Source organism: Thermosphaera sp. (assembly GCA_038827615.1).
Classification (GTDB): Archaea; Thermoproteota; Thermoprotei_A; order Sulfolobales; family Desulfurococcaceae; genus Thermosphaera.
In genome coordinates, this window is the sequence record JAWBNK010000003.1 from 1 (window position 1) to 22,320 (window position 22,320).

At 49.7% G+C, this 22,320-nt stretch carries 19 protein-coding genes; 14 read left to right on the plus strand and 5 right to left on the minus strand.

Annotation, left to right across the window (positions count from 1 at the left end):
- Positions 1 to 637 precede the first annotated feature (637 nt).
- The 6 genes from QXH45_07145 to QXH45_07170 all read left to right on the plus strand — a co-directional run bounded on the left by QXH45_07145 (position 638) and on the right by QXH45_07170 (position 6,118).
- Complete coding sequence (locus QXH45_07145) at positions 638 to 2,797, plus strand: DUF87 domain-containing protein (GenBank protein MEM2079015.1); 2,160 nt, start codon at positions 638 to 640, stop codon at positions 2,795 to 2,797.
- Positions 2,772 to 3,254 carry a hypothetical protein gene (locus QXH45_07150; protein ID MEM2079016.1) on the plus strand — a complete coding sequence of 161 codons (483 nt, stop codon included), beginning with the start codon at positions 2,772 to 2,774 and terminating at the stop codon, positions 3,252 to 3,254. Before QXH45_07145 ends, QXH45_07150 begins: the two co-directional genes overlap by 26 nt.
- Before the next feature lie 3 nt (positions 3,255 to 3,257).
- Positions 3,258 to 4,292 carry a ParB/RepB/Spo0J family partition protein gene (locus QXH45_07155; GenBank protein MEM2079017.1) on the plus strand — a complete coding sequence of 345 codons (1,035 nt, stop codon included), beginning with the start codon at positions 3,258 to 3,260 and terminating at the stop codon, positions 4,290 to 4,292.
- 377 nt (positions 4,293 to 4,669) lie between these two features.
- Positions 4,670 to 4,987 (plus strand): hypothetical protein, encoded by a 318-nt coding sequence (locus QXH45_07160; protein ID MEM2079018.1) that lies wholly within the window; start codon positions 4,670 to 4,672, stop codon positions 4,985 to 4,987.
- Positions 4,984 to 5,943 carry a hypothetical protein gene (locus QXH45_07165; GenBank protein ID MEM2079019.1) on the plus strand — a complete coding sequence of 320 codons (960 nt, stop codon included), beginning with the start codon at positions 4,984 to 4,986 and terminating at the stop codon, positions 5,941 to 5,943. Before QXH45_07160 ends, QXH45_07165 begins: the two co-directional genes overlap by 4 nt.
- Before the next feature lie 10 nt (positions 5,944 to 5,953).
- A complete protein-coding gene (locus QXH45_07170) occupies positions 5,954 to 6,118 on the plus strand; it encodes a hypothetical protein (GenBank protein ID MEM2079020.1) in 165 nt (54 codons plus the stop codon).
- Positions 6,119 to 6,654: 536 nt separating this feature from the next.
- On the opposite strand, the gene QXH45_07175 is transcribed toward QXH45_07170, so the two are convergent.
- Positions 6,655 to 6,786 carry a hypothetical protein gene (locus QXH45_07175; GenBank protein MEM2079021.1) on the minus strand — a complete coding sequence of 44 codons (132 nt, stop codon included), beginning with the start codon at positions 6,784 to 6,786 and terminating at the stop codon, positions 6,655 to 6,657.
- Positions 6,787 to 7,949: 1,163 nt separating this feature from the next.
- Between QXH45_07175 and QXH45_07180 the strand changes: the two genes are divergently transcribed.
- The 4 genes from QXH45_07180 to QXH45_07195 are packed head-to-tail and all read left to right on the plus strand — an operon-like array spanning position 7,950 to position 16,810.
- Positions 7,950 to 10,700, plus strand: coding sequence for a DUF499 domain-containing protein (locus QXH45_07180; protein ID MEM2079022.1), 2,751 nt, complete (start codon positions 7,950 to 7,952; stop codon positions 10,698 to 10,700).
- Entirely contained in the window at positions 10,697 to 11,062 is a 366-nt protein-coding gene (locus tag QXH45_07185) for a hypothetical protein (GenBank protein ID MEM2079023.1), read from the plus strand. Before QXH45_07180 ends, QXH45_07185 begins: the two co-directional genes overlap by 4 nt.
- Positions 11,037 to 13,682, plus strand: a complete 2,646-nt coding sequence (locus QXH45_07190; GenBank protein ID MEM2079024.1) for a DUF1156 domain-containing protein — start codon at positions 11,037 to 11,039, stop codon at positions 13,680 to 13,682. The genes QXH45_07185 and QXH45_07190 overlap by 26 nt, the downstream gene beginning before the upstream one ends.
- Positions 13,679 to 16,810 (plus strand): helicase-related protein, encoded by a 3,132-nt coding sequence (locus QXH45_07195; GenBank protein ID MEM2079025.1) that lies wholly within the window; start codon positions 13,679 to 13,681, stop codon positions 16,808 to 16,810. Before QXH45_07190 ends, QXH45_07195 begins: the two co-directional genes overlap by 4 nt.
- Before the next feature lie 848 nt (positions 16,811 to 17,658).
- On the opposite strand, the gene QXH45_07200 is transcribed toward QXH45_07195, so the two are convergent.
- A complete protein-coding gene (locus QXH45_07200) occupies positions 17,659 to 18,045 on the minus strand; it encodes a hypothetical protein (GenBank protein MEM2079026.1) in 387 nt (128 codons plus the stop codon).
- A gap of 270 nt (positions 18,046 to 18,315) precedes the next feature.
- Entirely contained in the window at positions 18,316 to 18,621 is a 306-nt protein-coding gene (locus tag QXH45_07205) for a hypothetical protein (protein ID MEM2079027.1), read from the minus strand.
- Between the two features lie 439 nt (positions 18,622 to 19,060).
- Between QXH45_07205 and QXH45_07210 the strand changes: the two genes are divergently transcribed.
- From QXH45_07210 to QXH45_07220, 3 genes are all read left to right on the plus strand, one after another.
- Positions 19,061 to 19,246: a hypothetical protein gene (locus tag QXH45_07210; GenBank protein ID MEM2079028.1), complete on the plus strand. Its 186-nt coding sequence runs from the start codon at positions 19,061 to 19,063 to the stop codon at positions 19,244 to 19,246.
- A gap of 1 nt (position 19,247) precedes the next feature.
- Positions 19,248 to 19,544: a hypothetical protein gene (locus QXH45_07215; GenBank protein MEM2079029.1), complete on the plus strand. Its 297-nt coding sequence runs from the start codon at positions 19,248 to 19,250 to the stop codon at positions 19,542 to 19,544.
- Between the two features lie 86 nt (positions 19,545 to 19,630).
- Entirely contained in the window at positions 19,631 to 19,993 is a 363-nt protein-coding gene (locus tag QXH45_07220; GenBank protein ID MEM2079030.1) for a hypothetical protein, read from the plus strand.
- On the opposite strand, the gene QXH45_07225 is transcribed toward QXH45_07220, so the two are convergent.
- A complete protein-coding gene (locus QXH45_07225) occupies positions 19,994 to 20,605 on the minus strand; it encodes a hypothetical protein (GenBank protein ID MEM2079031.1) in 612 nt (203 codons plus the stop codon).
- An 844-nt stretch (positions 20,606 to 21,449) separates the two neighbouring features.
- Between QXH45_07225 and QXH45_07230 the strand changes: the two genes are divergently transcribed.
- Entirely contained in the window at positions 21,450 to 21,881 is a 432-nt protein-coding gene (locus QXH45_07230) for a hypothetical protein (GenBank protein MEM2079032.1), read from the plus strand.
- 239 nt (positions 21,882 to 22,120) lie between these two features.
- Here the strand turns inward: QXH45_07230 and QXH45_07235 are convergent.
- Positions 22,121 to 22,320, minus strand: a 200-nt coding sequence (locus tag QXH45_07235; protein ID MEM2079033.1) for a hypothetical protein, incomplete at its 5' end; no start/stop codon positions are given.

The window sequence follows — 22,320 nt, forward strand, 5'->3', positions numbered from 1 at the left end:
TTTAGCTTTAAATAGCCTAGTTGACATCATGAAGAACCCTATATAAATTTTTGGTGGCAAAGTTGAACGTAAACTGAACGAGAATTGAACGACGGCCGAGTAATTATGGTCAGCCTAATTCGCCAAAATTCAGCCACTTCACAGATACCTTGACCGAAAATAGTTTCTCCTCGTTCAACTTACGTTCAGTTCTCGTTCAGGTTTGCCACCAAAAGTTTATCTATTATCATGTTCGGAGACGGTCTCGAAGCGACCATGAAAACCCACAAGGCTTGGAGAATGGGAAAGGTGTTGGCACGGCTCAGGCCTGCGGCGTTGACGGCTGTGCAACTGGCGGCGACGGCTCTGGCGTCTCAGATGGGTTACGGAGCCGGCACGGGAGGGGTTGCAGACCTGATTAGAGCACCATTGCAAAAGGTTCCAGCGGCCTCTTCTATTGATTGCAACGGCTTTGCTAGGCGCGGGGATAGCGATATTCCTGCCGTTGGGGGACTGCATGACCAAGGGAGTTGCAGGTCAGCTAATCGACAAAGCGCTTATACTAGATGGGCTAGTAGTCTCGGGGCTGGTCATCATAATGTTCGCTGCCGTCTTCGGCGCCTTGTAGCAATGTGGTCTACGTGCTGAGGGAGGTATGGTGATAACGCAACTGGGGACAATGCTTCTGATGGCTAACTACCTGATAGCGTTTATTCTGCTGAATAAGCTGAGCGACGGTAACGCGCCTGAGCATAGGCCTATCACCAGCCTCCGCACACTGGTGGTGGGCAGGGTATACTTCACGGTGATGCTAACTATAATGGCTATGACGCCTATCGGCGGCCTATTCTCATTTGTCAAAGAGATAGCTTCGGCTGTCCACAGCCTCGGAGCCGGCTACTTCATCCTAAGCCTAGCATTAGACATGGTTATAGCGGCGATGTTCGCCCGCCTCGAGTTTTACAAAGCCTTCGCCATTGTGCTGGCCAACCTACCATCCATACCATTCGTAACCGCCTTAGCCTGTTTAGTGGCTTGGGGCGAGCAGGCCGCAACAATAAGAAGAATTAGGAAAGATATCGAGACGCGAAATAGGAAACCGACGGCGGTGCTTGGAACAGTATCCAAGGTTGTGAGGCTCATTGAACAAACCGTCAGAACGGGATCAGATTACTTTCAGGTAAAGACACATATAGACATAAGAAAAATACCGGGAAAAATCGAGATCAGATATGCTCCCACAGTCGAGGGCAGAGAGTTCAATCCACACATGATTATTGTGGGGGAGAGCGGTACGGGCAAAACAACCACACTATACAGCCTAGTCACGCAGCTCATGAAACACTATCCGATAATCCTTTTTGACGTGAAGGGGGACTTGACCAGATCGCTCTATTCCGACGGCTTTGTCGACACCGGAGACGCCGAAATCTACATGATCTCCCAGACAGGCATAGACCCATTCAAACCAGTCCTAGAAAATGAGACAGATACGCAGATGGTCGAGGACCTGATTGACAGCGTATCAATCCTAGAGGAGGTTGGCTCTAAGCAGGCTCATTTCATTAGAACCGCTCGCTCCGAGATAAGGATAACAGGTGGAACACTCACTTACGAAAACCTCCTCAGCAGGATAGAGAAGCTTGAGAGAGACGTCATAGAAGGTAGAATCAAGTATGGGCCGCAGACAAGAGATGCATTGGAAGGAATTTATGACAAGCTCTACGACCTCAAATCGGTCTTCAGGTCTACTGGAGCTTCGTTGGCAAGCATCTATTCACCTCTGCTCACAGGCCAGCCTAAGCTTGTCGTTCTCAACATATCCGATATACCTGAGAAAACTAGAGCCATCGTCCTAGAATTGATGCTTAGGAAGCTAGAAAAAATAATGACCCAAAGAGGCCCACTGGCCTTCGTCGAACAGACACCAATCGTGACCGTGATTGACGAGGCCTACATAGTAGCTAAGCCCATTATGCTGAAAGGTGGCGCGAGCTCGGGCAGCAGAAGCATATTGGAAAACATAGTCAGAACAGGTAGAAGCCACGGCCTAGCCCTCATACTAGCCACCCAGAGGCTCTCGGACATAGCCGACGGAATTAGACAGTCCTGCTACTGGTGGGTCATCTTAAACACAAGGTCGAAAGAAGATATGCAGATACTCTCACTGACAGCACCCCGTAGCGTAGATGAAATCATAAGAAACCTGAGGAGGGGAGAAGCCTACATAAGAATACTAGTACCTAGCAGAGCGCAGTCGCTTTCAAGCGCTGATGGTACCCGAGTAATAGTGGAAGGCTATATCTTCGAAATGAAGAGAAATGAGCTAACCCTCTCCAGTAAACAGAGAAAGTGGGAGAAAACGGCTTTCATAAAATACTGCATGATCTGCGGAAGAGTTCTAACCACCGACGGTAAATGTCTCGGTAACCATCCACAACTACTCAAAGAGCCAGTGAACGTGACCAACAAAGAAGATGAAATAAAAGAAGTAGCTGCGGATAAGGAGCAGAACCGTGAAGCAAAGAGTGAAAACCGGCAGTCCGAATCCTTGCTAGACAGAGCAATAACAGCTCTTTGGCTTGCCATCAGAGAGGCAAAAGACGAAGAGGTAGCCAAAACACTAGAAAAAATCCCATACGAAGTAGTCATACAATACTGCCGTAACTGGAGAAACATGAAGTACGGAGAACTATTCATCAAACATGGACTCCTAAAGATAGCTGACGGAAAACCGAGAATAACAGCCGCAGGAAAAATTCTGCTAAAAACTTTCAAGGAGGTGACAGCCAATGAGCGACAACCTATCACCCCATAATTATGGTGATAAACAGCATCATCTGCCGAAACTTTCAGCGGGAAACACTGCCCCTGTAGCCATGGAAGACTTATTGGATAAACATAGCCCGCGCATGATAGACAAGGTGTTCCAAACCCCCTTCAAGGACGCTCCCGAGAAACTCCACAGAGATGTGATAACAAGTAACGTCCTTATAGTTACTTCGCATGGGAAAAGAGAGCCACTGGGGAATACATCCATCACTCTCTACAGCAATCCAAGAAAAAGGCCTCATCCAGTGAAATGCGGTAAGAACATCGCTACATACTTGATAACATTTTGTGCGGTGCTTCTAACCCCTCCTATTCTCGTAATAGGTCATGTATGTGCTAGAGTCTTGCATAAGGCTGAATACTTAGGAAAACATTCTGTCGAGAAGCTTCATCAGACATCGTACGTAATGTTTTACTTCGAAGTCGCAACAATTGAGGGGTGAGAGATGAACGAAAATGGCCTCAACTCCCTAAATATATCTGCAAAACATAGAAATATGATGGGTAAAAAGGTTTACAGGTCTAGGCTGGAGTTCATCCCAGTAAGCAGGCTCGTAGCAGATCCGATGAACCCGAAAAAAGACATAGGCGATGTTTACCCGCTTGTGAAGGACATAAGAAAGCGAGGGTTTCTATCACCCTTAACCGTGAGGCCGCTGCGTGACGGGAAATATGGAGTCATAAGTGGTTTACGCAGATTGGAAGCCGCACGAATAGCCGATTTGCAGGAGGTTCCCTGCCTAGTTGTGGACAATCTTCCAGACGAAGAGGTGGTTAAATGGGCATATGAGGAAGAGAAAACACATATCCTGTTCACCGCCGATGATGTCTATAACGCATTAGAAAAGCTCAAAAACCACTTAGGCTCTTGGAGACAGGCAGCCAAAGCCCTGAACATTCCTTGGTCCACCGCATATTCGTTGATCGAACGCATAGGGGCAAAGAGAACGCTTAAAGAACTGGGTTTAGAAGAAATTGACGCTAGAAATAAACGGGCTAAGAGCTCTGAGGCAACTATGAAAGGTGTGAAAAAGACAACCGCTAAAAAGCTACACCAAGCCCAAAAGCTTCTGCTGAAAATAGTGGAGAAGAGGGGTGAGGAGAACGGCTTAACGGATGGTAAATCGAAGGAATGTGTTAAGAAATTTTTAGAGAACCCTCTTGAAGCCGCTGAACAACTAGAATGGAAACCCAAACGTTTCAAAGCAGATGAAAAGGGCCCATACCTCCATCAACAACTCAAAAGACCCGAAACAATCCTCAGCATACCTAAGTCACCAACTAAAATAGAACTACACCAGCTACCTAATTCTATCGCACCCGCAATGTTCCCAATAGCTAGACTAAACGCACCTTTCGACAACATACGAATACTGCTGTGCCCCAACTGCTTGAACCCCCTCAGGGGACTTGGCCACGGTAGCCCCATAGCATGCCTAGAATGCGGCTTCCCCAACCAAGACAAATGGAAACCAGTCTAAAACAGAGCAATTTGTTGCCCGGTGCAATAGAAGCACACAAGTAAGACACGCTACAACCGCTAAACCAGCCTCCTAGAAGCGCCCCCTAAAAATTAAAACACTCGACTAATAATAGTCAAAAACTTCAGAGAAGTATTGAGGCAAACCGCCCGAACCATATCAGGTTTTGAAGGTAATGCGCTTTCTTGGCGTGGAGAACCAAAGTTTTGGCGAATTAAGAGACATATTTCCGATTTATTCAAAATGACGGCGAATGATGATGTTCCGCCTGTTTATTCGGTTACTCATGACTGTTGATAATATGCATGGGCGTGGCCCATGGGTCGAGCGTTTCATGAGAATTATTGCTTTTTATGCATGGACGATTTGTTTATGTTATGCGACTTTACAGACAGGGACGCGTAATCCTCAGAAGAGTGTCCAAGCAGGAAATCCCCAAGATTGGCGAAAGGCTGCCTGAGTTGACTATACCTAACGAGACAGGCTGCGCCCACTGGCTTTTCGGTAAATACAAAGTCATCTCTGCAAACGGGAATGTTTACTTGCTGGTTTGGAAAAGCAGCGTATTGGAGCATCCTGACCATATGCCGTTGAGGGTGCCGGCTGGAGCATACGTGGTTACACGGTTTAAGAGCTTTGATAGAGAAAAGCTGGTTAGAAGTGGGAGAATGATAGAGAGGTTGACCGTGAGTTGAGCATAATTATTAGAACTAAGTCCGAGTCTTGGTACACTAAGCTTCTAGCCTTCATCGTATCTTTGACGCCTGAGCCGGGGAACCTCAGGCTGAGAGGCGCCGCCGCACTTCTTTCACTTCTTTCATTAGGCATACTCTACTACCTACTCGGCTCCGACCCACTCCTAATTCCTCTCGCATCCCTCTGTCTCATCTTCCCCCTACTTGCAGCACACACGGCCTGTTACCATGTATACGAAATGCTCTACCCCATGAAAGTGCACGACATCATGCCCAACATCAGACCGATGTCACTTATAATGGAGCGCGACCGAATAGCCGGCATCGAGACCTTTGACACAGTGAATTGCCGATGCTGCGGAAAAACCTTTGAAAAATTGAAGGCAACGGAAAAAGATTTCATAAACATACTACGAGACTTCCTGTTCTTAATCATACAGTTTGAAAGGAAAGATATCGTGGACCATAAGGAGAGGCTTGAAAATCTTCTCAGAACCTATGACGTCAGGTTGGTGGAGGAGGAGACACCGCTCCTCCATCAATTCTACACCCTTGAATACGACCGCTCTATGAGGATCATGAAAGCATACAGACCACCAAAAGAGTTTGAAAAGCTTGTCGGCATCAAACAGTCAGCAGTCCAAATTATCGACCAGACCGATAGGGGCGATGAGAACAATCTAATAATCCTCACAGCCTTCAAAATCCAGTACGGATGGGAGACATACACGGTATCAACATGCCTCTTAGGCTTCATGAAGAACGGCCACATATGGCTGAACCAAACTATCCACACGCTGCCACCTAAACTCGACGACCATCTCGCATGGTCCATGGGACTAAACCCCGGAGACGAAATAGTTGAAGCAGACCGAGGAGGAATGATCTGGCGCCCCCGACTAACATGGCGAATCAACCACCAGTCCCATGCCAGTAACGGTGACAAGCAGAGTTGAGGTCACGAAGATGCAGTCAGTAATAGCAACGCTAACTAATGAGGTTACAAGGACCTTGTCCTCAACTATCACCATGAGAACAACGGCCATGGTCACGTCTTCAACTACTAGAATTTTGACAACCACTGCGAAAACCACAACCATAATCACTACCAGAGAAACAACTACCGTGTGAGTTACTACAATGAAAACCACTAGTGTTACCGGTTCAGCGCCTAGCCAAAGATGCGGCCCATCCTACCCAGATGTGTGTATCCCACCTCCCCCACCAGACCTAGACTGCAGCAACATACCCAACAGAAACTTCAGAGTCCCCACCAAATCCTTATAGATTTGACAGAGATGGAGACGGAATCAGATGCGAGACTTTTTTATCGGTCAGGATGAATGGAGTGCCTGGATATCCAAATCGGCTACGTTATGCCGCAGCTATGGGAAAAGAGGCGGCAACACCTTAAGGACACATTTCTCCCCATAACACAGCTAAGGCCGAAGTTGTTGAATAAAAGACGTGAAGACCATGCGGTTATCTATACAAGAATCGCCGAGCCTTGTTTATCAGGTATCTGCCTCTCGCCGGTGGAATAATTCCCGTAACTCCAAAGGAAAGAAGAGATTTTATCCTATGTTTTACCTCCTCTGTCAGGATTCATTTCCATGGTTGAATTTCTGACGCCATCTCCCTTACAACCGCTCTATAGGTCGCATTCACTATATGTTTTTCCCATGGTCGATTTTCTGGGGCGAGTATAGGAGTCCCAGTGCCCTTCCGATGCTTAACCCGAAAATGCTTGCCGCCTGATCTACGATTTTTTCCTTCTTCAACCCGTGCAGCCTATACATAATTTCATCAATGATTCTGCCCAGTTTAAGAGGTTCTCTAAATCATTTATTGATTTCACCTCTATAACAATCTTTGCATCGTGAGAGATGAAATAAGGCGTCTTTTCATTTGGATTTTCTTCTATCTTCATGAATTTTCCCAGTGGTGAGAATTTTTCTACAACACATTTTCGTAGCCTTGAGATATCAAACTATAGCGATAATCGTCATAGTGTTTTTTCTCGTTATTGTCAGTGGAACTGTAGAAAATTTTCTCCAATTCGGAAATTGTTTTGGGATTTTCAAAAAACTTTGACATGTGCCGCACCTACATAATTCTTATATTTGGAACTTATAATCTTTTGGTTTTGCGTTTAAAAATTGCTGCTTTCATTTGAGTTTCTACTAATACCTTTGGGTTAGATTACCTTATGATCCATCTTCCTTCCCCACATTGGCTTTGGGCCTTCACCCAGCGTCTAGTTGTTTCCGGTCATGTTGGTAGGTTCCCTATGGACTGCAATACTTCGTCATCTTCAATTTCGTCGTACTTGAGTATTGATGAGAAGCTTATCATGAGAGGATATCCTCATCCTAGACCTGAAGTTTGTTAGGTGTTATGGTGATGAGGTAGGGGGATGAAAGATGTTACAGAGAGAAGAGCAAGGGTAAGAAGTTAGTGTCGAGGAGGGCCATGGATGAATCGGGCGCTCGGGAGGAGAGGTGCGGCACTGAACCTAAACCTCCGCGGTCTAAGTCGCTTACCATGTGACTATGGCCCTGATCCAGCTCTTCGAGGTTCCTGGGAACTAGGGTCTTCCTGTGGTAGACCAGGTCCGTCATCCTACTCATTAGATCCCGGGATTCCCTCGTCTTTCTGAGTTTTCCCCAATTTTTACGGATAGGTTCCATCAACCCGTGTCCCTTTTAGTGTTTTTGGCCCGGTCCTAACCTCGTTCGCTCACGGATCTCGCCTTCTATCCCTGCACCTCTTTACCCTAAATTCGATAAATGGCTCGTCTGAGGGCCTGCCGGTTGTCATGTGAGGGGACAGGGCTACTTGACCGCGAACGGTGGGGGCTAAAGGTGGGGCTTCGCAGGGCAGATCTGTTTACGGCGCCTAGAAGAACGTGGTCTTAAAAAGCTAATAGCGATGTGGTGATTTAACTAATGTGGCCTCACAAATGATACCCGCCTGGAGACTTTGCGAGTTCAGCGAGGAGATAGAAAAAGGCGTCTTCGATGAGAGCAGGTTCGGTATCGAGTTCTTCCAAGTTCTGGAGGGGGGCGCGAGCCCCATTTACCAGGACGCAGAAAGCTTCCTCGAGAACACCTACCTGACCTCCGAGATGAAGGAGATCATCAAGGGTGTGCTCCGGAGGGTGAGCAGGAACGAGGGGACGCCGGTGTACGTTATTGACACAGAGTTCGGTGGGGGAAAGACCCACACGCTGATCCTGCTTTACCACCTCTTCAGTAATCGGGACCTGGCGAGGGAGTATCTGAGGGAAAACGGGCTGCTTAGTGAGACCGGAGTTCTGGAGGTGCCGGAGGTCAGGGTCGTCGCGATTGACTGCCAACAGGTGAAGAAAAATACTCTGTGGGGTGAGGTGGCAGATGCATTCGGCAGGTACGCGGACTTCGAGGAGTTGGACAGAAACATTCGTCCCGTTACGAACATCGACAAGATCAGATCCATGCTGGACAGGCCGACGTTGCTGCTGATCGACGAGTTGCCGAAGTACCTCTTGGGTGCGTCGGCTACAAGGGTTGGCGAGACGACTTTAGCCGAGCTCACGATCCACTTCGTCCTCCAGCTGATGTCTGCTGTGTCCACCTCGAGGAACTGTGTTATGGTCATCACGCTGACGGCTGAGCAGGCGCTGTATGAGGGGTGGGTTAGGAGGTTCAAGGAGAGGCTAGATGAACACATTGTCACGGACCTGACGGAGAAGTTGACAGAGGGGTTGAGAAAGCACGCGGCCTTTTACGTTCCTGTCAAGGGCGAGGAGGTCTATGAGGTGGTGAGAAAGAGGCTCGTGAGGAAGATTACTGACTGGAACGAGGCCGACAGAGTGATAATGGCCTACGCGGACTACATCGAACAACATAATCTTGAGGAGAGGTTTGGGTATAGGAAGAAGCTGAAGTCGGCGTATCCCTTCCACCCATACCTGATCGACATACTGTACGAGAGAACCTCCACGATAGATCAGTTCCACAAGACGCGTGGAGTCCTCAGGTTCCTAGCGAGGCTCGCTCATGTGGTCAAGAGGGACAGCGTGGATGCGCCGCTGATATCGCCGGGGGAGGTGAACTTGGAGGACGCGTTGATATTGAGTGCTTTGACGAGTGAGCTGAAGAAGGAGAAGCTGATGCCGGTGGCGAAGGCCGATGTGATAGAGAAGGGGAGGAGGCTGGACCTGAAGAGGCAGGTGAAGCTGGCGGAGAGGTGCGCGAGGGGGATTTTCCTGTTCTCGCTGATTGGGTCTGTCACACCTTCCGGAATGAGACCCGTGGAGGTGAAGCTGGCGGTGTGTAGGCCGGGGATAGACCCGTCGATCGTGGACGAGGTGCTGGATGAGATGAGGAACGAGTTTTGGTACCTCGAGGTGGATGCAAGTGGTGGTTTCTACTTCACCACTGAGCCTAACATAAACAAGATGGTGTATGAGAAGATGCAGGAGATTGAGTCAAGCCTGCAGCAGAGGATGGAGGTGGAGGAAGAGGTTAGGGATCGTTTGGTGAGGGTCTTCGGGACCTATGAGAAGGTTGAGTTGGTGGTTTGGGACGAGGAGGAGGTTCGGGACGATGCGGATATGTTGAAGGTCTTTGTGATGGACTACGAGGGGCTCCCGGAGAAGTATGATGAGGAGGTATTGAAGGATAGGGCGAGAAGGGTTATCGAGCTCGTTATGCCAGGGAGAGGGATTAGGAGGTACAGGAACAATGTTCTCGTGGTCGCTCCAGACGTCACGTCGGCCAAGTCAATGGTGAGGGATGTCGTCGAGCTCATGGCGATTGAAGAGGTGATGAAGGACGAGAGGGTAAGGGTGGACAAGAGCAAGGTCGAGGAGCTGAAGAGGCGGGCAGCGAGGGCCGAGGCCAACTTTGTGTCCGATTGCGTCAACACATACTCCAAACTCGTCTACCCCCTGCTCGGTGACGGAGTGCTCTACGTGGACGAGCTGGTCTTGCAGGAGAGGGAGCTCAGGGGTGGGTACCTCCAAAAGATCTTGGACCACCTATCCGAGAGGGGGAAGCTGCTGAAGGAGGAAGATAAGCTAAGCGTGGACGTGCTTTCGGAGCTCCTGTCCAAGTTAGAGCAAGGGTACCTGCAGGTCGAGGAAGTCTACGACACTCTGAAGACCGACATGAGGATGCCCTACATCCTCAGCGGAAATCCGGTGGTGGAGGCGGTGAAGAGAGGGGTCAAGGATGGACTATTTGGCTATTCTCAGGAGCTGGTCAGGGAGGGCGAGAAGTTCAGGGCGCAGATAGGCGTGGAGCTGGCAGTCAAAGAAGTCTGGCGTGGCTTCATAATACGCAAGGATCTGGTCGCGGGTGTGATAGAACCCCCGCCTTCTCCACCGGGACCTGAGGATTTGGGAGGAACGGAAGAGAAGCTGCAGTCAATATACAATTACGTTATACCATGCGCTGATGCCAAGTCGATGATAAGCGTCCTGAGCTCGCTTCATGTCCTCCTGACGGGTAGGAGCGGCATCGAGAGGAGGTTCGAGGCGACACTGCGGAACGAGAACGTCGAGGTGACCGTGAAGAGCGAGCTCAGGAACATCACCGAGGTCAGGGACCTGATCAGCTATCTATCCTCCAGGAGGCTCAACGGAACCGGGAAGGCCTTCCTGTGGAGTGCCGAAGACTTGTCTGGCGAGCTGGATAAGCTCGGGATTAAGTGGGAGAGGGCATCATGAGGAGGCTCAAGTACGTTCTGTCAGAGGGGAGGGGAGGGACCGCCGTCCTCAGGGTTGAGGTCGAGGAGAAGGGACGGAAACGGGCCATACCGCTGACCTTCGCGATGGGCTGGAGGGCGGAGCTGGCTCTGAGGCAACTCCCGAGGGAGTCGGGCGACGGAATAGACGCCGCGCGGATGTACCTGGGCCTTCAGGTGCTGAAGTGTGCGAGGGACCGACAGGAGGGGTGGAGGTTCCTGCAGATCGTGAGGGACATGGAGCGTTTCGAGGTCCATTTCTGGTCCTACTGTTTCCTTAACTATGGTAGACGTGCAAGGAGGGGGTGGAGGGCGTTCTTTGGAGGAGAGGATTATAGAGTCTAAGAGTCCGGAGCTGGTGGGGTTTTGGCTCGAGGTGAGTAAGGAGGCGAAGAAGGAGAAGGTCGCCGCCGCTGTTCCGCCGATAAACAAGATGCTCTACTGGTGGACGAGGAAGCCGCTTATCGTCTCGAGGGCGGTCGCGGCCGCTGCAACACTCCCTGGAAAGGTATGCATCTCCCATGTGAAGAACCTGATAGGTCTGAATGGAGACAGACGGGCGTACAGCACCACCGTGAACGCAGAACGTTACAGGAGAATGGTCGACCTGAACGCGGATGGGTTGAAGGTCTTCGACCCCTTCGCGGGCTCGGGCAACCTGCTCTTCGCGGTGCTTGAGCTGGGCCTCAACTGCCGCGGAATGGACTACAACCCGGTAGCGTACCTCATCATGAAGGCCACGCTCGAGTACCCGGCTAAATTCGGGCCGAGGTTGGCGGAGGAGGTCGAGACCTACGGGAATGAGTTGATTGAGAGGACGAGGACTGAGCTGGAGAGGTTCTACAGGAGGAGCGGAAGGAGCGCGCTACATTATCTCTGGGTTTGGTGTATCAGATGTCCGCACTGTGGACAGAGAGTTCCCCTGACCAACCAGATGTGGCTAAGACGCGGAGTTAGGAAAAAGACCGACGTAGGATACCAGATTGTCTCTACGGAAGATGGCGACTTCCGGGTAAAGGTGGTGTACGGGATCAAACCGGAAGAGGCCTCGCGGTTCACGCAAAAGGGGGGAAGGGCCGTCTGCATAAGGTGCGGAAACGCGATAAGCTACAAGCAGATGACTGCAGGTATAGCGAAGGACCGCGACGCGGAGATGATAGCCGTCGTCGTCGAGGGGCCGAGGGGCAAGGAGTACGAAGAAGTGACCGATGAGGACAAAAGGGCGTACATGGAGGCGGAGCGCGAACTAGAAAGGAGATGGGAAAGTTCGATCGAAAGCGACCTGATTCCCATGGAAACGCTGAAAGAGTCTGAGCTTTATACATTGACAAACTACGGGTTCAGGCACTGGTATGAGGTTTTTAATGCGAGGCAGCTTCTCGTGATGACAACTCTGCTGAGAAACATCCGCTCGATCGTCTCGGAGATTAGGGACGCTGAGCTGGCGAAGGCCGTGGCCACATACCTCTCCTTCATGCTCTGCAAACATGTAGATTATAACTGTGTATCTGTGCTTTGGCATGTTACTAACGAACAGATAGCACATGCGCTCAGCATGAGGAGACCAAGCATGATCTACAACTTCGCTGAGACTAATCCGTTCGAGAGGACCAGCGGATCGTTGCACTCGTCGCTGAGTGGCGTCGTGAATGGGATAAGATATGCGACTAGGCTTACTAACGTCGGGGCTAGGCCTGAGGTCGTGTGGGGATCTGCCCTCAATCCTCAGCTCTTCCCTAGAAGAGAGTACGACGTGATCATAACCGATCCGCCTTACCTTGACGACGTGCCGTACGGCGAGCTCAGCGATTTCTTCTACGTCTGGCTCTACAGGGCTCTGAGGGGCCATTACCCCGAGCTGCCTCCACCGACTCCAATTGACGAGGACTTAGTACTAAGCGGAGGTAGGTTCGGGGGAGACAGCAGGCTTGCACTGAGCTTCTATGAAAGTGGGTTGCAGAATAGCTTCGTCAACATATACAACGCCCTGAAGGACGACGGTCTGCTGGTAGTCTTTTTCGCCCACTCAAGCACCGAGGCCTGGGACCTCCTCCTGCGGGTCCTAAGGAAGGCAAGGTTCAGAGTCGTTTCGAGCTATGCAGTTCACACGGAGATGGAGACAAATGTCTTAGCGTCGGGGAAGACCTCTTTCATGAGTTCGATCGTGGTAACCTGCAGGAAAATCCTTGAGGAGAAGGAAGAGTACTTCGAGTCGCTTGCACCGAAGATCGAGTCCGAGGTTAAGTCCCTACTGGAATCCTTCTCCGACCAGGACCTCCTCGAGGTGCCGATAACAGACTTGCTGATCATGGCATACGGCAAGGTGCTCGAGGTGGCGACACAGTACACCAAGCTGAAGAGCTACAAGGCCGACTTCAGACCGGACTTCGAGACACTCGTCTCCTCCGCCAGGGACTACATAATGAGGCACCTCGTCCACAGGCTCGTGGGCATGTCTCCGAACGCTCTCGGCCCCCTCGCATCATTCGCCGTCGTCGCTAAGGTCTTCTACGGAGGTAACATTCCCGCCGACGAAGCGCTAAAGCTCGCCAAAGCCTTCGGACTCGACCTAGACTCCCTAACAAGGACTTACCTCAAGAAGGCCAAGGGAAGCGTCGAGATCCTACACTTCGACGAGGTGAAGCTGCCCGAATCGCCCGACGACCTCGACAAGAGCGACCTATACCATCAGCTACTCTTCCTGCTCTCCTACGCCACGCGTAACGGCGCCGCCCGCGTCAAACCCCTCCTCTCCCACCCGAACATGAGGGTCGATGACCTTCGAGCATTGATAGGGCTGCTCCTGAAAAGCTACCAGCTCCGCCAGAACAGAGGGGAGAAGTTCTCGGAAAAGGAGTTAGAGGAGTTCAACCTGCTCAGGACCCTCCACGACGTGATCCCTGGCCAGTCACCGGGAAGGGGCGCCAGCACCCTCGACAGATACCTCGAAGGGGGTATTCCTTGATCGCCGAGTGGAGCAGGGTGAGGGTGAGGGGGACCGGCCAAGTAGGCACGGTTCAGGAGCTGAAAGACAGCTTCGCCAGAGTCCTGGTAGGCGACAGGTCCCAGTGGTTCCAGATCGAGGAGCTCGAGGAAGTTGACTCCCTACCAGACCGCCTCATCTCGGGCAATCTCGACGACCCGCTCGACTTCGTCCTCGCCATCGACGCCTACCGCCTCCTGACCGAATACAGGTTCAACCCCTTCGTTCTGGCCTCCTCAACAAAGGTAGAGATCTTCCCGCACCAGATCGACGCCCTCATGACCCTCCTCGAAAGACCCAGAATGATGCTGGCAGACGAGGTGGGTCTCGGCAAGACGATTGTGGCCGCGCTCGTCGCCGCCGAGCTCTCCGCCCGTGGCTTAGCCAAAAGGCTCCTCTTCGCCGTGCCAAAAGCCCTCGTAACAAAGTGGATAGACGAACTCAGGGAAAGGTTCGAGATTGACGCGCAGCACCTCAACTCAGAACTCGCCAGAGCTCTCGGCTCACCCTTCTCGAAAGAGTCATTCTGCTACGTCTCTTCGATGGACTATCTCAAACAGGATCACGTCCGCCCCTCAATCGCCAATGCAGGCCAGATCGACCTCGTGGTTGTAGACGAGGCCCACAAGCTCGCACGAGAGACAGAGAGGTTCCAGCTCGGAAAGGTGCTGGCTGAGAAGGCGAACCACATGATCTTCCTCACCGCAACCCCCCACACCGGCAACAACGAAGACTACGTCGAGCGGATGAGACTTCTTGATCACTACGTCCACGACCCAGCCTCCGCCTCACACCTACTCATAAGGAACCTCAAGGAAGACGTCATCGACTTGGAGGGCAGGGAAGTCTTCCCGCCCCGCCACTCCAAGACCGTCGAAGTCCCCCTTTCCCCCGACGAGCTACGTGTCAGCCAGATGGTCGACGAGTACGTGGCCTGGCTCATATCTGTGGCCCGTGACCGAAAGGAGATGAACGCGATGCGAATGCTCGGAACAATAATGAGGAAGAGGGCTTCGTCCTCGCTCTACGCTCTCAGAAGGTCGCTCGAGAGAAGGAGCGGGAAGCTTGGATACATCGTCGACGTCAACGCCGCCTTCAGGAGACTCAAGGAGGCGGAGGAAGAGTTCGACGAGGAAGAGTACGAGCAGGCCGAGGAGGAGATAATCTCCGCAACCGTCGCCCGCCTCGACGAGGAACGTAGGAGGATCGAGCAGATCCTGCAAGCCATAGAAGCACTAGGAGGCCGGGACTCTAAGCTCGAGCTTCTCAAAAAGGTCATCGGCGAGATCAAGCGCTCCGACCCGAAGGCAAAGGTAGTCGTCTTCTCGGAGTACAGGGACACGCTCGACTACCTGCAAGAAACCCTATCGTCCGAATACCGCATCGCGCGCATCGACGGGACCATGGACATAGAGATGAGGAAGCAACAGCTTGACTCCTTCAGGAGCCCCGATGGACCCGACGTCATGATATGCACCGACGCCGCCGGAGAGGGGATAGACATGCAGTTCAGCAACGTAGAAATCAACTACGACATCCCCTGGAACCCCACTAGGCTGGAGCAGAGGATGGGAAGGATCCACAGGATAGGTCAGACCAGGGAAGTGTTCTACTACAACTTCGTGCTAAAAGATACCATCGACGGCTACATTCTCTCAATACTGCTCGAGAAGATCGAGCGGATCAAGGAGGCGCTCGGCGAACGGGTCTATGACGTTATAGGGAGGCTAATCGGAGAGGAGCGGATAGCGGAGCTCTACGAGGAACTGCTGAAGGCCCCCAAGGCGAATTGGGGTGCAACAATCAGCGCTATGCAAGAGGAGATCGAGCAGAACAAAAGAAGATACCTCGAGGAGATCGAGAGGCTCCTGACCGGGACCAGATTCGACAGGACCAAGTTGGAAGAGTACAGGAAGCTCAGGCTCTTCTCTGTGGACATCGGCGAGGTTAAGAGGTTTGTCGAGGTTTATCTCGGGTCCAAGGGCTGCAGAATCGTCGAGATCGACCGCGAGGCCGAGGTCTTCAGGCTATACCTCCCTAGGAAGATCGCCGAAGAAGTAGGCAGGGGCTTCGTCGACGGTTCCTTCTCGCCCAGCGTTGCCCAATCGCGCGCCCTCCCCTACCTCGCCCTTGGCAACAGGACCGTGAACGCCATGCTCCGGGACGCCGCCAGACCCGTCGTCTCTTCCTTCAGGCACCCGACGATCAGCGGCCTTCTGGCGCTATTTCTGGTCGTCTTCCGCGACGGGTACGGTAACCCACGCGATGGTAAAGTGTTAGCCCTCATCTCTCGCGACAACACCGTCTACGAGGTCGATCCGAGGATCGTTTGGGACCTCGAACGTGATACCCAGAGCGACGAGAGTCCCGGACAAGATATCAGGGCCTCCATGCATTCCATAAGAGGCGTCCTAGAAAAGCGGAGGCGGGACCTAATCAAGAGGGTAGAGGAGAGGTTGAGGACACACGTTGAGACCAGCAGGAACATCGTGATCACCTACTACAGCAAAAAGATGGACGAGACCGAGCAGCTTATCTCGGAGTACGAGACAAGAGTCGCCGAGTCTCCACACTACAACCGCCTCCTCGAACAGAAAAAAGCGAATTTGCAAGCTCTGAAGAACGAGATGATGAAAAAGCTCGAGGAGCTAAATGAGCTACTCTCCGTCAGCGACGACGTGGAGCTGATCGGGCTTGCATCGGTCAGGGCGATAAACAAAGGAGACGACTTGGAGGCGAAGCTCGTGGTCGAGAGGACCGGGATCAAAGCCGTTCTGGAGTACGAGGAGGAGAGGGCCGGGACCGACGAGGAGAAGAGGGCCAGGATCAGGGACGTATCCCGCGAGTACAGGGGGTATGATGTGGAGTCCTTCGACAGGGTGATCGAGGTCAAGGCCTTCGTGACAACCGGCCCCTTAGAGATGACCAGCCACGAGTGGGAGACCGCCAAGAGGATGAGCGAATACTACTGGCTCTACGTAGTCAAGAACGCTCTGACCAAGCCAGAGGTTGTACCAATTCAGGACCCCGTGAGGAAGTTCGCGCAGAAGGTACGGAAGCAACCCGTCATTGACTACAAATATGTGATAGACGACTGGGAGCTTTCGTGACACGCCATCATCCTAAGACGCTGAACGTACGGCTCTAAAAAGTCTGGAGCTGGAGCGGGCCACTCAGCCTCCTCCCTTCATGTTCGCCTCCCAACAATATATAGGGCTTAACGGCGTCGAGCCGGACCACGAAGATCCAGACAGATCACTTAACTGGCCTGTACCTCCAAAATGAGTCTACTGTTCAGCACTGGGACATGCGCCTCGTCTGAGACGCTGTAATGCCTTTGGCCCATCCCCCTGAACAGCTCGGGATGCAATAGTCGAGGTCTCTGGGAGATGCGGTATGGCGAGAGGTCAGCAAAGTGTGGAAAGCCCCATTCTCCCTCGCAGTGCTTCACAAGCTCTCCTAAATCACGGACAACACCGACGTCCTCACCGCACTCCAAAGACACTCGTAGCTTCACGCGCGGCCACAAGAACTCTCCTTCATCAGATCCTCCCTGATCCTCAGAGAGGTGAAGGTGCTGAAGTTATGCATTTAATGTAGAACCCCTCTTCTCGCGCCGGCGTCTGACATCCATGAATGAACCCGTGGTTGAGATCTTGTTTGGTTGAAATCCATGAGGGCTAGCATCTACATGGTCAGGGACACTGTGACGGAGAATTCCTCATAAAACCCTTCACGCCGCCGAGGGGACTCGATCGGAGACCCAATACGCCCTCAAAAGGTACAGGTCCAAAGCGTCCGACAAAGCTAACGTGGTAAAGACGCGCGCAATTTGAGGCCCGACAGGTCCTCAGGTAGAGCTTACCGGACCGATACCCTGCCTTATTGCGGGACCTCTCCTTATCATCCCTTGTGCGCAGCCTTCATCATCTCAAGTGTACAATCTATGAAATCAATTTTAGATATCTTTCTTACAGGACTTCGGGAGATCCGATAAATCTTCTAAATAGCCAGATAGCCACCTAGTCATCTCCTCATTATCCAGCGCTAAGTTGAGATAATGGCAGAGATCCCTACCGTGCTTTTCCGAGTTATAAAGAGCTTTCTCGCCGACGTATTTGACGGCGCCCTCTATTAGGTTGAGCTTCGTGGGTGCTTTGTTTTCGTCTGATAGATACTCTCGCCATGTTTCCTCGTCGCAGCCAAGTATTCTAGAGAGACGCTTAGGGAGGTTCCGGAGTTCTTTAAGAGCGTCTTCTACCAATCCACACGGTCCAAAATACCTCTCAACGAGCCATTTGACGTACTCCGTTATCCATGGATCGTTTTCCTGCATGTTGTTCATTCCTCAGTATCAATATTTACGGTTTTCAAGATCGGTAGCAAACTCGATCATCTTTTCTTCCATCAGCTCATTGCACAATAGCCATAACCTGCCAGTTATTCCCCTCAAAATTCGTATTTGTTCTTTGTACTTTATGAGCGCCTCCTCTTACCGTACTTTCTCTCCAGCCATGATCCACCCTATGAGCCTTGACACCGAGATAGTTTAGAAATACAGGCTCTCTAGACTCTCTTAGAGCCTTTAGAGGGCTAAGATCTATCCCTAGCCTAATTATCCTCCTCCTAACCAGGAATAGTCTATACTAGGAAGTATTGGAAACATGTTCCTCAATGCTATAGTGAAGACCTCCAGCTGCCTGAACCTAACAGAGAAGACATACCTAAAAACCGCTAGGAACAGGGTATAGCTGTACGTTATCCTGTATGGCCTACCCATCCTACCATCGTTGACCTCCCTAAGCTCTTCAGAGTAACGCTTAACGAACTTTAGGTCACGTATTATCTCCCCCTCCTTATCAGCCTCTTGTCGACCTTCCTCCAGTAAGACATCAAGAACAGGATGTAAACGGCAGGCCACAAGGCCTTACCGTTTATAAAGAACACCTTCAAAACCCGGGAAGCACCCAAACAAAGCCAGAGAATAGGCTCAAGAGCCTAGAAAAGCCAATGAAATAAGCCACAAGGCATTGAATACATCAAGCTTTTAACTAAGCGCAATTAAAGAATGTTTAGTGAGAGGGGTGAGATGTCTTATCACACACTCGCTACTGTTGATATTGTAAGGAGATATAGGGAGCTTGAAGTTGGTGCTAGTTTCTCCCATATTCAGAGAAAAGGAATCTTCTTTCTGCACGACCCAAATAAAGTAGAATCTCTTGACCGATTATACTCTACAAAATCAGAGAAGGCATGTATTCTCAGATATTTTGTCACAGACTCCCAAAATGTTCAACAGTCCACGCAAATAATAAAATTTCAAAAAAAAACATAGAGGATTTGAAATCATCCACCAAACAATGAACATGGGCCCAAGATGCATTGCTGGTTTTGATTATGGGACGAGGCCACTTGAATATGCATACATGATCGAGCCGGTTGAGACAGCTCTTGTTAATTGTAGGTTACTTGAGGAGATTTTGATAAGGGGTGGAAACTCCAGGTCTGCCGCAAAAAATCTAGAGGCAATCAATAAGCGTGAATAGTATGGCACAGACGAACAAAATCGAGGAAGTTTACAATGAAAAACCTTGGACGCGTGGTCTTGTTGAAGCACTTAAGGGTGTCAAAATAATTAGAAACTCAAAACTGGAAACGCGTAACAGATTGGCATTGATTCTCCTCGACAGCATTCTTGAAATTGCCTTCAAACACTTCCTTATTTACGAAAGGAATATTGAACTCGATAAAAAAATGCCATACTTATGTATAGAAATAAACTCTACGACAAAGTGCGTAAAGAGACACAATCTATTCTTGATGAAGATATATGGAAGAAAATAGATTTCTATTACGAGGCTCGTTGCGACCTCTATCATGAACAAGCCGATAAAACTTTGACTGATTCACAGATTGATGATTTCATGCAATTGGTGTTTTCAGTATTAGACAAGCTATTTAATATAAACTCAATGCAGCTAGTACAAGATTGGAAAGACTTAATGCCTATCGAATTCCATAAACGTATAGATATAAACAAATTGAAAAAGAGAAAGGATTTGGTGGTAGTAGCTGTTGCCATTTCACCATGCAAAGGCGCTAAGGACATTGTAGAAGTTCTTAAGAGGCTTGGATACCGGAAACAATTTAAAGTAAAAGATATTTACCACTACGTTTTTGGTAAGTCATATAAACATCTTTATTATGTTAACCCGCAAACAGGTATAATTGAACTCAGTGAGCGGGGCAAAATGCATTTCGAAAAGTTGTCAAAAGAAATTACAATCCAATGACTACCTAAGCTCATCCGAAAGTTTCGACGCTATTTCTTTTATTATCTTTGCAGCTTCCGGAATCGCGGTGGGCTCGATGGATAGTCTCCCATCTTGGGTCTCAGATATCTTTCCAGCCCTTTGCAGATTTCCTTTCACACGTTTACCAAATGTGTGTGGCTTAAATCTCATCTTCTCATATGCTTCGTTAAATTCATTATATGTTGGTTGCTTACCAAGACCATACTTGTAGGCGTATAGGAGAGCCAAAGCTGCTTTTTCACCACCACCTCTCTCGCCAAACATATCCCGTTTACAAGTAAGATACACCTTATCAGCTTCGAAGTAGAATATCTTCTTCAGATTTTCTTGGTCTATATTCAGTGCTTCGCTCAGCTTATCATATGGATCTGTTGATGGGGAGATATGCCGTGTTGGCTTCTTAGTTAAGTTTAAACCTGAAAACGCAGCAGCAATATCTTCTTGCTTGTCTAGAATAGTCTTGGCTAAGGAAACTATCGCATCCACCATTTCAGATTGATTACAATGTTTTTCCATTGAGACCTCTATGTTGTCTATTGCAAAGCGAACCGATATACGAACACCTGGCTCAGCTTTCTCTTCGGTGTTCACTGTTGATACATTACTAAAAGGGGGGTTAAAAACATTTCCACATGTCTGGAAGGTACTGTCAACCAAGTAATACATCCGCTCCTTTAATAACAGATGAATATGTTGTGGAGTAATGCTAATACTGTAGCTAATTCTTCTATGCTCTTCACGGTCTTGGAGTTCACACTATTATAGGTACTCCTTGCTCTATTTTTCAGTCTTTTAAACCATCTCTCCACAAACTTACTACGAATGTTTCATGGACGTATTCTAGGCTTCTCCAACGCCCACCTATACCATGGCTCCTATCAACTATTATCAAAAGCTTAGCATCACATGCCCTAAGAGTCCCTAAGAAATGTTGTAAAGTAATGCTATCTATATATAGCATCTAGAGCTGTTCAACCTAACCATAGTCTTATCAACTGCAACAGCCTCCCTAGAAGAACTGAATAGTGACGAAGAGCTATGAACCTAGCATTAAACCCCTCCCTAGAAGCACCAACCAGAGAATGCCTCTAAGCCAGCCACATAAACTATAACCGCATAAACCTTAAGAGAATAATAATTGAACCTAAACAGCCCAGAGACACTCTCAGCCAAAATAATCAAAGACATACATAACGAATAGAGAAACAGACATGTCAAAAACTTGACAGTTCCTTTTCGTGAAGGACAATAATTTAAACAGTATTGTTATAAGCTCAACCCGTTTTACTCGTGTTCGTTTAACTGTTGAGGGTGTTTTGAGAACCTCGTTGTTGAGCCTCCTTTAGGTGTTTTAAACCTTGAGGACGCTCTTAAAGCCCTTAGAAGCATCAAATCAGACACGCCTCTTGTCTATGATTTTTCTCGGAGAAATGGGGTGATTAGGTATGGTGATTTGGTTGTTTATAGGGAGAGTGGTGAAGGGCTTAAGGTTGAGGAGCTTGTATGGGAAATAGAACATAATGGGTGCGCAGAGGTCAAAATCTCTACTAAGGAGCTTTTGTCTTTATTGGGTATCTTCAAAAACAGCTATGACTATGTTAGGTTTAGTTATCATGATGGGGTTTTAAAGGTTTGGGACGATAATATGGAGAAGGTTGTTAAGGCTCCTGGATGTGGTTATCTGGATAAGCAATGTTTTTCCTTCGGGTATATTTATGAAGCTGTTAAAGGTCTTGATAAGCTTGGTTGTATGGGGGTTACTCTAAGCTTCTATATACATGGTAGTAATAAGCCAGCTCCCATGGCTATTAGAGCTAAGACAAAGGATATCTCACTAACAATATACCAAGCACCAAGAATAGAATAAATTAGGCCAACATGATGTTAGAGGGTATGGGCTGGGGTGACCCCGACTTTCCCCTCCGTAGAGTAAAATACCTCTGCAGAGAATGTTGGATATGGGGTTGTGGGCTTTTTTCCGTGAGGTTTGGTGGGACACTAGGGCCCGGGTCGCTGGAGCTGTGGCGGGGCTGGTTTATGCCACAGCTTACCTGTTTCTCGTCGGCATCATTTTCCCGTTATCCTTCACACTTCCACCGAGCATCCCTACGCCTCCTTAAACAATTCCTTCAAATCTTTTGCCTCTCCCCTTTTTACATACGTTATCTTTGTTTCGAGTTTTATTCTTAGGCCGAGGCTTCGGAAAAGGTTGTAGAGTTCTCCTCCATCAATGGGCTCTGTTATCTGGCCCAATTTGATGAGCTGGGCGAGCTTCTCAACTATTGCCGCGGTTTCTCGGGGATATT

Coding starts and splice junctions, on each gene's coding strand:
- QXH45_07150 (MEM2079016.1), top strand. CDS start 2,772: ATGAGCGACAACCTATCACCCCATAATTATGGTGATAAACAGCATCAT.
- QXH45_07155 (MEM2079017.1), top strand. CDS start 3,258: ATGAACGAAAATGGCCTCAACTCCCTAAATATATCTGCAAAACATAGA.
- QXH45_07160 (MEM2079018.1), top strand. CDS start 4,670: ATGCGACTTTACAGACAGGGACGCGTAATCCTCAGAAGAGTGTCCAAG.
- QXH45_07170 (MEM2079020.1), top strand. CDS start 5,954: ATGCAGTCAGTAATAGCAACGCTAACTAATGAGGTTACAAGGACCTTG.
- QXH45_07175 (MEM2079021.1), bottom strand. CDS start 6,786: ATGTATAGGCTGCACGGGTTGAAGAAGGAAAAAATCGTAGATCAGGCG.
- QXH45_07180 (MEM2079022.1), top strand. CDS start 7,950: ATGATACCCGCCTGGAGACTTTGCGAGTTCAGCGAGGAGATAGAAAAA.
- QXH45_07185 (MEM2079023.1), top strand. CDS start 10,697: ATGAGGAGGCTCAAGTACGTTCTGTCAGAGGGGAGGGGAGGGACCGCC.
- QXH45_07200 (MEM2079026.1), bottom strand. CDS start 18,045: ATGAACAACATGCAGGAAAACGATCCATGGATAACGGAGTACGTCAAA.
- QXH45_07210 (MEM2079028.1), top strand. CDS start 19,061: ATGAACATGGGCCCAAGATGCATTGCTGGTTTTGATTATGGGACGAGG.
- QXH45_07215 (MEM2079029.1), top strand. CDS start 19,248: ATGGCACAGACGAACAAAATCGAGGAAGTTTACAATGAAAAACCTTGG.